The following is a 9,625-nucleotide window of genomic DNA, read 5'->3' as shown; positions in this document are numbered from 1 at the left end:
CCCCCCCCCACGGCCCACAGCGCGCGATGCTGGCCCAGGCCCGTCGCACGGGGCGGCCAGTCCTCGCGCTGAGTGCGGAACCAGGCCAGATAGGCCTCGCGGACGCGGGCGACGATAGCGCTTTCCGACGGCACGGCGCCGGCCGGGGTCGCGGCGAGCAGACCCTCGGCGGTGTAGAGGGTCATCTGAGTGTCGTCGCTGGCCACCAGCTCGCCGTCGCGCAGCCGCGGCTCGACCAGGCCGGCGGGGCCGTGCTTCTCGCGAATCTCGGCCAGGGTCTTGAACTCCACCGCGTAGCCGAACGCGTCGCCCAGGGCGCCGCCCATGAGGCAGCCCAGGATCCGGCCCGCCAGGGCGTCGGTGGCGGCGGCCACGGTCGCGGGCGGCGCGCCGCCGGCGGGTGAGACCAGGTCGAGCCTCGGCAGGCGGATGTGCGCGCGGACCTCGTCCGGGCGGACGCCCAGTTCGCCCAGCAGCCGTGTGGCCAACTGGCGCGACCGAACCCGGCCGTCGTCGCAGTGGATCAGCACCCGGCCGCCGCGGTGCAGCGCCTGGCGCGCCTGCCAGCCCGCATAGGCCCACAGCCGCTCGAACTTGGCCCCGGGCGCGGCGCCGGCGCGCAGCGGCGTGTGGTGCCACTGGCCGGCCAGGGCCGGCAGGCGCTCCATGAGATCGGCGCGGCCCAGGCCCTTCAGCTCCTGCGTCGACATCAGCGTGACGATGACGTCCGGCCGGAACGCCGCCACCGCCGCCAGGTCGGCCTCCAGCCCGCCGCCCACGCCGGGGCAGGCGCAAAGGCCCAGCACGCCACGGCCGTAAGCGACGACCTCGATCGGCAACGAGGGGGAGACGTGGGCGAGACTCATGGCGGAAGGCCCTTCGGTTGACATGGGCGCGATCTAACTTAGTGTCGAATTCACACTTACCCTTAACCACTTAGTGTCGTCAATACACGAACATGCCTTTCACGTACGAATATCCGCACCCCGCCGTCGCCACCGACATCGCGGTGTTCACGTTGCGCGCCGGCGCGCTGCACGTGCTGCTGATCGAGCGGGGGGCCGAGCCCTTCCGCGGCGCCTGGGCCCTGCCCGGCGGCTTCCTGCAGCCCGACGAGGAGCTGGACGCCTGCGCGCGCCGCGAGCTCAAGGAAGAGACGGGCGTCGATGCCGAGCTGCTGCTGCCGTTCGGCAACTTCAGTGCGCCCGACCGCGACCCGCGCGAGCGGGTGATCTCGGTGGCCTACCTGGCCCTGATGCCGTCGGACGAACTCAGGCTGGCGGCCGCGACCGACGCCGCCCAGGCGAAGTGGTTCGCGGCAGGACGCCTGCCGCCGCTGGCCTTTGACCACGACCGGATCCTGAAGCAGGCCCTGGCCGTGCTGGCCAGCCACGCGCGCCGCGTCTCACCCCTCTTCGCCCTGTTGCCCGCGCGGTTCACCCTGGGCCAGCTGCAGGCCGCCTACGAGGCGGTGACCGGCGAACCGGCCGAGAAGCGCAATTTCCGCAAGATGGTGGCGACCCTCGACTGCGTCCGCGAGACCGAAGCCTTCACCCACGGCAGCCACCGCCCCGCGCGGCTGTACGAGGCGGCGTAGGAGAATTGGCCTGCGCCTCGGCCTGAGGCCGCCAAACGCCTAGGGGGCGCTGGCTCCCATCGAGACCAGCAACGGCAAAGCCGCGCCGACCACGACGGCAGCGACCAGTCCCAGCCACACGACGACGCGCTCGACCCGGTCCGGATCGAAATCCCTATGCAGCACGACAACCCTCATTCGAACATCAGCTCGCACCGGCACGGCTAAGCTCTCGCGCCAGGCGCGCGAGAAACACGGATCGGGGCGGTCGGGTTCCGCGTGGTGGGCATGGAAGAACACGCTGGGCTCCCTCAATCCACGACAGTCCACGCCTCAGAGAGGGTTCGTACGGCGAGGGTCGGGTCATTGGAGCGCTTGGAGCGGGTGAGGGGAATCGAACCCCTGACATTCAGCTTGGGAAGCTGACGTTCTACCTCTGAACTACACCCGCGTGCGGCGGCCTACATAGCGGCGGCGGGCGGCGGGGCCAAGGGGCTGGATTGACCTCAGCGCCGCCGAGCCGCACGATTTGGCGGAACACGATAGGCGGAGATACGCGATGGCGGACGGCGCGACGCACGACAGGGCCACCTTCACGGCGATGACCCAGGGCACGGCGGCCGACTGGGCCGCGATCGCACGGGCGGGCCAGGCCCACCGGGGCGAGCACGTGGACCGGATCCTGTCGCACCTGAAGCTGCTGGACAACGACTACGGCGGGTTCAACGTCGACCGTCTGGAGCACAGCCTGCAGACCGCCACGCGGGCGCACCGCGACGGGCGCGACGAGGAATATGTGGTCTGCGCGCTGCTGCACGACATCGGCGACATCCTGCTGCCGGCCAGCCACGCCGAACTCGGGGCGGCGATCCTGAAGCCGTACATCTCGGAGCAGAACCACTGGATGCTGGAGAAGCACGGCATCTTCCAGGGCTACTACTTCTTCCACCACCTGGGCCTGGACCGTGACATGCGCGAGCAGTGGCGCGGGCACGAATGGTTCGAATACACGGCGCAGTTCTGCCACCTGTACGACCAGAATTCGTTCGAGCCCGGCTACGACACCATGCCGCTGGAGGCCTTCGTGCCGATGATGCGGCGGGTGATGGACGTTCCGAAACACTCGATCTACCGCAAGCCGCAGGCGGCCTGACGCCATGGCGCGGGGGCGGCTCGGCTTTCTCGTCGCCGCCGCCGCCCTGGCCTGGGGCGGTACGGCGCTCGCCCAGGCGACGCCGCAGGAGCGGGCGCGCGAGGCGGCGGCGATGATCGCGGCGGCGGGCTTCCGCATCCAGGGCAATCAGATCCTCAACGGCTGCGGGCGGCCCAGCCAGCCGCGCCCGAGCGCCGTCGACATGAACGGCGACGGCCGGCCCGAGGCGGTGATCACCGACGTCGATCCCGCCTGCTACGGCCCCGCGGGGCAGCAGTTCTGGGTGATCCAGAAGCGAGGCCAGGCAAGCTGGACGTTGCTGGGCGCGGGCGAGGGACGCATCAAGGTGCTGGAGACCCGCACGGCGGGCTGGCGCGACTACACGGTCGAGGGCCCCGGCTGCCAGCGGACGTGGACGTGGCAGGGCGCTCAGGGCTATCTCTCGCTGAAGGCCTGCCCGGCGGAAGGCGGCGCGCGGCCGGCGGCGGCGCCTGGCACTGCGGCGGGGGGCAGCGCGGCGGACCGCGCGGCGGCGTTCCGGGCGGCGGGCTTTGCCCCCACCCGCGGCAAGTACCTGGCCTGCGACAAGAGCCAGGAGCTGCAGATCGAGATCCGCGACCTCAACGGCGACGGTCGTCCCGACGCCATGATCACCGACAGCGGCCTGGAGTGCTTCGGCAATACCGGCCAGGGCTACGTGCTGGTGACCAAGGAGCCGTCCGGAGCCTGGCGCAAGCTGTTCCAGAGCCCGGGCATCCCAGATTTCCAGACCACGCGCGGCGTGGGCGGCTGGCCGGACATCGTGAACGGCGGGCCCGGCTTCTGCTTCCCGGTGATGCGGTGGAACGGGTCGGACTACGCCATCGTCCGCTGGAAGGCCGAGCAGCCGGGCGCCTGCGCGGGGCGGCGGTAGGACCGCGCGGGCTACTGCACCCGCTCGACCTTGAACCCCCGCGCCGCCAGCAGCGCCGGCAGGCCGTCGACCCCCACCATGTGCAGGGCCCCGACGTTGACCAGCTCGACGCCGGAACCGGCCATCTCGGCCTCGAGCTTCTCGGCCCAGGCTTCGTTGCGGCGCTTGAGGAAAGCGTCGTAGAGCGCCGGGTTCTCGGCGCGCATCTCCTCGATCTGGCCCGGGCCCAGGGCGCCCGCGAGCCAGGCGGCCTCGAGGCTCGCGGGCTGGAAGGGCAGGCGCAGGCGGGGGCCGCGGCTGCGCTCGCGAACCACGTTGGTCAGGTAGCGGACCTCGGAGGCCTCGGGGAGGCCAGCGAACATCCGGGCCTGGTCCTCCAGGGTCTCGAAGGTGCGGATGCGCTTGGACTCGGCGCGGGCGGCGCGCGTGATGGTCATGTCGGCGCCCTTCTCCACCGACGCGCCCTTGGCCAGCGCGGGTTGCATGGAGAGCATCAGCGCGGCCGCCCAGGGCCGCAGGTGGTCGACGCGGGCGAGGTCGGTCTGGCGGGCCAGGGCGCCCAGGTCGGACGGCGCCAGCTTGCGGCTCAGCGGGCGGTCGGGATCGACGCCATAACGCTGGACCAGCAGGCGGATGGTGTCGGGATCGCCGGCCTGCATGTCGGCTTCGAACCAGACGGTCCCGGCGCGGGCCAGGACGGCGTCGTAGAGCGGCGTGCGCCAGGCCTGGCTGGGCTTCAGCGCGTGCAGCGTGCCGAAGAGGTAGAGCTGGCTGTCGCCATCCGAGACGCGCCACATGGCGGGCGCCGCGGAGGCCGCGCCGGACCCGGCGAGAACAAGTACGCCCGCCACGGCGGCGAGCCTGCGCAACCAGCCCACGGTGTCCCCCGACAACGAGCGTCTGTCAGATGCGGGTGACTATGCCTGCCAAATGCGAAAATGCTTCGATAATTTCAGGCCCTGGCGCTGGTAGTGCGACCCTAGGTCGCCATAGAGGCGCGTCGGCCGCTCGGTGAGCGGTTCGTAGACCAGGCGCGCGACCGTCTGGCCGTCCTCCAGGATGAACGGGGTCTCGTGGCTGCGGACCTCCAGCACACCCTTCGAGCCCTTGCCGTGGGCCTCGTCGGTGCCGAAGCCGGGATCGAAGAAGCCGGCGTAGTGGACGCGGAACTCGCCCACCGACGGGTCGATCGGGGTCATCTCGGCGGCTTCCAGCACCGGGATCTCCACCGCCTGCTTCGACGCCAGGATGTAGAACTCGCCGGGATCGAGCAGGAGCTGGCCGTTGCGCGGAATCAGCGGCTCCCAGAAGTCGCGCGGGTCGTGGCCGTCCTCGTGGTCCAGGTCGACGACGCCCGCGTGGCGGCGTCCCCGGAAGCCCGCGATCTCGCCGGTCAGGTCGACGCCGACGCTCTCAGTGCGCAGGCGGGGGGGCACGCCGGCCTTGAGGCGGAGCTGGTTGAGGCGCGTGCCCGAGCGCACCAGCACCGAGAAGGTCTGGGGCGCGATCTCCATGTAGAGCGGGCCCTCGTAGCCCTCGTCCACGTCGTCGAAGGCGTCGCCGTAATCTGTGATGACCCGCACGAACACGTCGACGCGGCCGGTGGAGCTCTTGGGATTGGCGCGGGCCGAGACGCCCTTGGGCAGCTTCACCCACTCCTGCAGCTCGGCGATGTAGACGCAGCCGCGCTCCAGCACCGCGCCCGCCGTCAGGTCCAGCTCGTGCATCGCCACCTCGGCGATCCGCTGCCGCACCGTCCCGTGGCGCGGCAGGAACGAGGCGCGCACGCGCCAGGCCTTGCCGGCGAGCCGCAGGTCGAGGCTGGCGGGCTGGACCTGGTCGTCGTCGAACGGGCTCGCCGAGGCGATGGCGCCGTTCGCGATCAGGGCTTCGATGGACTGGCAGGGCAGGATGCCCGGGACGCTGAAGTCGCTCATGGGCGGCGAACACTTAACGCAGAACCGCGATGTGGCAAGGCTTGGCGAGGGGATTTGAGGCCGCTTGCAGGAAACCGGCGCTTGACGGGCCGGGGCGCCCGGCGTTCAAGCGGCCGAGTTTTTCTCGAGGAGGCCATGATGGCTGAAGATCCGCGCGATTGGGAAATCGAGACCCGGGCAGTGCGCGGCGGCCTCATGCGCACCGAGCACGGCGAGATCTCGGAGGCCCTCTTCCTCAACCAGTCGTTCGCCTACGAAAGCGCCGCCTCGGCCGACGCGCGGTTCGCGGGCAATGCGCCCGGCTTCATCTATCAACGGTTCGGGAACCCGACCACGCAGATGTTCGAGGACCGGCTGGCGCTGATGGAGGGCGCCGAACAGTGCAAGGCCACCGCCTCGGGCATGGCGGCGGTGCAGCTGGCCTTGATGGGCCTGGTCCGCGCCGGCGACCACATCGTGGCCGGCCGCGCGCTTTTCGGCTCGTGCCGCTGGATCCTGTCGGAATGGATGCCGCGCTTCGGCGTCGAGACCACCTATGTGGACGCCACCGATCTGGAGGCCTGGAAGAACGCGGTCCGACCCAACACGAAGTGCTTCCTGATCGAGAGCCCGGCCAACCCGCTGCTGGAGGTCACCGCCATCGGCGCCGTGGCCGAGATCGCGCATGCGGCCGGCGCCAAGCTGGTCGTGGACAACGTCTTCGCCACGCCGATCTTCCAGAAGCCCTTGGCCCTGGGCGCCGACATCGTCGTCTATTCGGCCACCAAGCACATCGACGGCCAGGGCCGGGTGCTGGGCGGAGCGATCCTGGGCGCGGTCGAGCTGATGACCCAGGCCTACAAGGACATGCACCGCCACACCGGGCCGGCGCTGTCGCCGTTCAACGCCTGGGTGCTGCTGAAGGGCCTGGAGACGCTGGAGCTGCGGGTTCGCCGACAGACCGAGAACTGCGCGCGCGTGGCCGACGCGATCGCCGCCCATTCCAAGGTCGTGAGGACCATATACCCGGGCCGGGCCGACCACCCGCAGGCGGCCATCATCGCCAACCAGATGACCGGCGGCGGCAACGTCGTGGCCTTCGACCTGGGCAGCCGCGAGGCCGCCTGGCGGTTCCTGGACGCGCTGCAGATCGTCGACATCTCGAACAACCTGGGCGACGCCAAGTCGATGGCCACCCACCCCTGCACCACGACCCACCGCTCGATGCCCGAGGCCGAGCGGCTGGAAATCGGCCTGACCGAGGGCTGGGTGCGGATGAGCGTGGGCCTGGAGGGCGCCGGCGACCTTGTGCGCGACGTCAGCCGCGCGCTCGACGCCGCCTAGGACCGTTCGTCTCAAGGCCGTTCGCGGAGGCGCGGAACGGCGTTACGGTTAAGGCATGAAGATGCTCCGCCGCACCGCCGCTCTCGCCGCCGTCGCGATGCTGACCACCGCGCCCGCCATCGCGCAGACGCCGGCGGCGGCGCCCAAGCCCGTCTACTTCCTGTTCGTCTATAGCGCCGGTCCCGCCTGGAAGGTCGGGCAGCCGATGAGCGTGCAGGGGCTGGGCCCGCACGGCATGTACATGACCAAGCTCTTCAAGGAGGGCGTGGTGCTGGCCGGCGGCCCGACCACCGATCCGGAAGGCGGCGGTCTGGCGATCGTCAAGGCGAACGACATGGCCGAGGCCAAGGCGTTGCTGGCGGCCGATCCGGCGATCAAGGCCGGGATCATGACGGCTGAGCTCCGCAACTGGCGGCCGCTGTTCGCGACAAGGGACCCGCTGCTGCCTTAGGCCGCCAGCCGGAACACCTTGCGCGCCGCGCCGCCGAGGAACAGGTCCCGCGCGCGCGGATCCAGGTCCAGTTCGTCCAGCGACGCCAGAGCATGCCTGGGCGAGATCATCGGCCAATTGGTGCCGAACAGGACCCGGCCAGCGCCCTGCCCGCGCATGAACTCCACAAGCACGGGCGGCAGGCGCTTCACGGTGTAGGCCGAGGTGTCGACGTAGAAGTTGGGATACTTGCGCGCCAGCGACAGCACCTCGTCCATCCACGGAAAGCCCACGTGGCCGCCGACGACGCTGAGCTCGGGGAAGTCCAGCAGCACGTCGTCGAGGTAGGGGATCGGGCGGCCCGGCTCCGAGCGGCACAGCGGCCCGGTATGGCCGATCTGGGTGCAAAACGGCAGGCCCGCCTCCACACAGGCCACATAGACCGGGTAGTAGCGCCGGTCGTTGGGCGGCAGCTCCCACAGCCAGGGCACGATGCGCACGCCCACGAAGGCCGGGTTCGCCGCCTGTGCTCGGATGGTGCGCACGGCGCCCATGGGGTCGTTCAGGTCCACCGAGATCAGTCCGCGCAGCCGGTCGGGCGCCTCGGCGCAGGCGGCGGCGACCTCGTCGTTGGTAATCAGCCAGCCCCGCGGGCCGCACCAGGCCGACAGGATCGTGATGTCCACACCACCGTCGTCCATGGCCGCCAGCGTCCGGTCCGTGGTGACGAGGGGCTCGTCGCCGGTCTTGCCGGTCCAGCGGTTCAGGGTGGCCAGCCACGGCTGAGATTGGAACAGGGCGTTGGGCTGCTGGGCCCAGACGTCGACGGCGCCCATGGCGGTCTCCACAATTTACTTCACATAGCAAGTAAATGCGGATTGAGCGGAGCTGTCAACGCGGGCTAGCGTCGGGCGCATGGACCCGTCCGGCCGCGAGCGGCTGTATCACTTGCTGCAGACCGCCGCGCACCGGCTGAAGACCCGCGCGGATCGGGACTCCCAGGGGGCCGCCGGCGTGACGGCGGCCCAGGCGGCGGTGATGTTCGTGATCCAGCGCGAAGGAGCGACCACCCAGAAGACCGTCGCGCGCCAGCTCAAGCTGAACGAGTCGGCGGTGACCGGGATGATGGGCCGGCTGATGGAGGCCGGCCTAGTCAGTCGCGAGCCCAATCCCGCCGACGGCCGGGCCTGGACCGTGGCCCTGACGGCGGAGGGGCAGGCCGCGCTGGATCGCTTCCGGGTGAACCTGGACGCGCTGAACGCCCAGATCACCGCGGCGCTGGGCGGCGAGGCCGAGGTGGCGAAGTTCGCCGCCGGCCTGCGCGCGATCCTGGAAATGCCCTAAGCCGCCTCCAGCGCCTCGGGGGGCACTGCGTAGACGCGGCTGCAGTATTCGCAGGTGACGTGGATCTTGCCATCGTCCTCGACCATGTCCTCGCGCTCGGCCGGATCGAACGACTTCAGCACCGTGACGATCCGATCCTGGCTGCAGCGGCAGAAGGCGCGCAGGGGCTTGGAGCCGAATACGCGCACGCCGTCCTCGTGGAACAGGCGGAACAGCAGCCGGTCCGACGACAGCTCGGTGTCGAGGAGTTCGTCCTCGCCCAGGGTCTCGAAGAACGCCTGGGTGCGGACCCAGGCCTCCAGGGTGTCGCCGCGCGTCTCGTCTGCGGCGATGTACTGGATCAGGAAGCCGCCCGCACGCCAGCCGGTCTCCTCCCGGCCCACGGCCAGGCGGATGCGGGTGGGCGTCTGTTCGGACTGGGCGAAATACTGCTCGGCGCAGAGGGCCAGGGTCTCGCCGTCGATGGACGTCATGCCCTGGTAGCGGTCCATTTCGTTGCCCTGGTCGACGGTCATCATGAAGACGCCCTCGCCCAGCAGGGTCTTGGCCCCCGGTCGCAGGAAACCCTGCGAGGCGGCCTCGACCTCTTCGGGGTCGAAGCGGCAGTAGCCGCGCAGGCCGCCCGAGGTATCGTAATCGGCGACCACGTAGCGGACCGGACCGGCCCCGCGCGCCTCGACGATCAGGCGGCCGTCGAACTTCAGGTTCGAGCCGACCAGAGCGGCCAGCGCACAGGCTTCCCCCAGCAGGTTGGCCACGGGTTCAGGATAGTCGTGGCCGCGCAGGACCTCCTCGATCGCCGGGCCAAGGCGGGCGATGCGGCCGCGGACGGGTTCGCCTTCGATCTGGAAGGCGCCGACGATGTCGTCGGGGATCTGGGTATCGGACATGGGGCGCAATATAGGGCGCGTCGGCCGGGTTGCGAGCGGGCGAGTTGTCCTAGGGCCCG

Annotated in this window: 12 protein-coding genes and 1 tRNA gene; 6 read left to right on the top strand and 7 right to left on the bottom strand. The window is 70.5% G+C overall.

Annotated features, from left to right (window positions below):
- Positions 1-866 (bottom strand): ADP-ribosylglycohydrolase family protein (locus ACODSY_RS05370; protein ID WP_488950626.1); only part of this gene is annotated, 866 nt, incomplete at its 3' end.
- 92 nt (positions 867-958) lie between these two features.
- Between ACODSY_RS05370 and ACODSY_RS05365 the strand changes: the two genes are divergently transcribed.
- Positions 959-1,597, top strand: a complete 639-nt coding sequence (locus tag ACODSY_RS05365; RefSeq protein ID WP_488950625.1) for an NUDIX hydrolase — start codon at positions 959-961, stop codon at positions 1,595-1,597.
- 39 nt (positions 1,598-1,636) lie between these two features.
- Here ACODSY_RS05365 and ACODSY_RS05360 read toward each other — a convergent pair whose 3' ends face one another.
- Entirely contained in the window at positions 1,637-1,762 is a 126-nt protein-coding gene (locus tag ACODSY_RS05360) for a hypothetical protein (protein ID WP_488950624.1), read from the bottom strand.
- 190 nt (positions 1,763-1,952) lie between these two features.
- A tRNA-Gly gene (locus ACODSY_RS05355) sits at positions 1,953-2,027 on the bottom strand.
- A 108-nt stretch (positions 2,028-2,135) separates the two neighbouring features.
- Here ACODSY_RS05355 and ACODSY_RS05350 point away from each other — a divergent pair.
- Together ACODSY_RS05350 and ACODSY_RS05345 are read left to right on the top strand one after the other, a co-directional pair.
- The gene (locus ACODSY_RS05350; protein WP_488950623.1) at positions 2,136-2,729 is read left to right on the top strand and encodes an HD domain-containing protein; all 594 of its coding nucleotides are present in this window, start codon (positions 2,136-2,138) and stop codon (positions 2,727-2,729) included.
- A gap of 4 nt (positions 2,730-2,733) precedes the next feature.
- A complete protein-coding gene (locus ACODSY_RS05345; RefSeq protein ID WP_488950622.1) occupies positions 2,734-3,642 on the top strand; it encodes a hypothetical protein in 909 nt (302 codons plus the stop codon).
- Between the two features lie 11 nt (positions 3,643-3,653).
- Here the strand turns inward: ACODSY_RS05345 and ACODSY_RS05340 are convergent, their stop codons facing one another.
- Entirely contained in the window at positions 3,654-4,535 is an 882-nt protein-coding gene (locus ACODSY_RS05340) for a TraB/GumN family protein (protein ID WP_488950621.1), read from the bottom strand.
- A 24-nt stretch (positions 4,536-4,559) separates the two neighbouring features.
- Positions 4,560-5,579 carry a 2'-deoxycytidine 5'-triphosphate deaminase gene (locus ACODSY_RS05335; protein WP_488950620.1) on the bottom strand — a complete coding sequence of 340 codons (1,020 nt, stop codon included), beginning with the start codon at positions 5,577-5,579 and terminating at the stop codon, positions 4,560-4,562.
- Between the two features lie 138 nt (positions 5,580-5,717).
- On the opposite strand from ACODSY_RS05335, the gene metZ reads away from it, so the two are divergent.
- The gene (gene metZ, locus ACODSY_RS05330; RefSeq protein ID WP_488950619.1) at positions 5,718-6,902 is read left to right on the top strand and encodes an O-succinylhomoserine sulfhydrylase; all 1,185 of its coding nucleotides are present in this window, start codon (positions 5,718-5,720) and stop codon (positions 6,900-6,902) included.
- Between the two features lie 55 nt (positions 6,903-6,957).
- Positions 6,958-7,353, top strand: a complete 396-nt coding sequence (locus ACODSY_RS05325) for a YciI family protein (RefSeq protein ID WP_488950618.1) — start codon at positions 6,958-6,960, stop codon at positions 7,351-7,353.
- On the opposite strand, the gene ACODSY_RS05320 is transcribed toward ACODSY_RS05325, so the two are convergent.
- Positions 7,350-8,168 carry an amidohydrolase family protein gene (locus ACODSY_RS05320; protein WP_488950617.1) on the bottom strand — a complete coding sequence of 273 codons (819 nt, stop codon included), beginning with the start codon at positions 8,166-8,168 and terminating at the stop codon, positions 7,350-7,352. The genes ACODSY_RS05325 and ACODSY_RS05320 overlap by 4 nt on opposite strands.
- Before the next feature lie 79 nt (positions 8,169-8,247).
- Here ACODSY_RS05320 and ACODSY_RS05315 point away from each other — a divergent pair, with 79 nt between their 5' ends.
- Entirely contained in the window at positions 8,248-8,676 is a 429-nt protein-coding gene (locus ACODSY_RS05315; RefSeq protein WP_488950616.1) for a MarR family winged helix-turn-helix transcriptional regulator, read from the top strand.
- On the opposite strand, the gene ACODSY_RS05310 is transcribed toward ACODSY_RS05315, so the two are convergent.
- Positions 8,673-9,566 (bottom strand): Hsp33 family molecular chaperone, encoded by an 894-nt coding sequence (locus ACODSY_RS05310; RefSeq protein WP_488950615.1) that lies wholly within the window; start codon positions 9,564-9,566, stop codon positions 8,673-8,675. The two genes, ACODSY_RS05315 and ACODSY_RS05310, sit on opposite strands and share 4 nt — an antisense overlap.
- Between the last annotated feature and the right edge of the window lie 59 nt (positions 9,567-9,625).

It is taken from the genome of Phenylobacterium sp. FG114 (assembly GCF_057809855.1).
Note: the sequence above shows the minus strand (reverse complement) of the source record. Positions and strands in the feature narration are given on the sequence as shown.

Coding starts and splice junctions, on each gene's coding strand:
- ACODSY_RS05310 (WP_488950615.1), bottom strand. CDS start 9,566: ATGTCCGATACCCAGATCCCCGACGACATCGTCGGCGCCTTCCAGATC.
- ACODSY_RS05365 (WP_488950625.1), top strand. CDS start 959: ATGCCTTTCACGTACGAATATCCGCACCCCGCCGTCGCCACCGACATC.
- ACODSY_RS05315 (WP_488950616.1), top strand. CDS start 8,248: ATGGACCCGTCCGGCCGCGAGCGGCTGTATCACTTGCTGCAGACCGCC.
- ACODSY_RS05335 (WP_488950620.1), bottom strand. CDS start 5,579: ATGAGCGACTTCAGCGTCCCGGGCATCCTGCCCTGCCAGTCCATCGAA.
- ACODSY_RS05345 (WP_488950622.1), top strand. CDS start 2,734: ATGGCGCGGGGGCGGCTCGGCTTTCTCGTCGCCGCCGCCGCCCTGGCC.
- ACODSY_RS05350 (WP_488950623.1), top strand. CDS start 2,136: ATGGCGGACGGCGCGACGCACGACAGGGCCACCTTCACGGCGATGACC.
- ACODSY_RS05320 (WP_488950617.1), bottom strand. CDS start 8,168: ATGGGCGCCGTCGACGTCTGGGCCCAGCAGCCCAACGCCCTGTTCCAA.
- ACODSY_RS05325 (WP_488950618.1), top strand. CDS start 6,958: ATGAAGATGCTCCGCCGCACCGCCGCTCTCGCCGCCGTCGCGATGCTG.
- metZ (WP_488950619.1), top strand. CDS start 5,718: ATGGCTGAAGATCCGCGCGATTGGGAAATCGAGACCCGGGCAGTGCGC.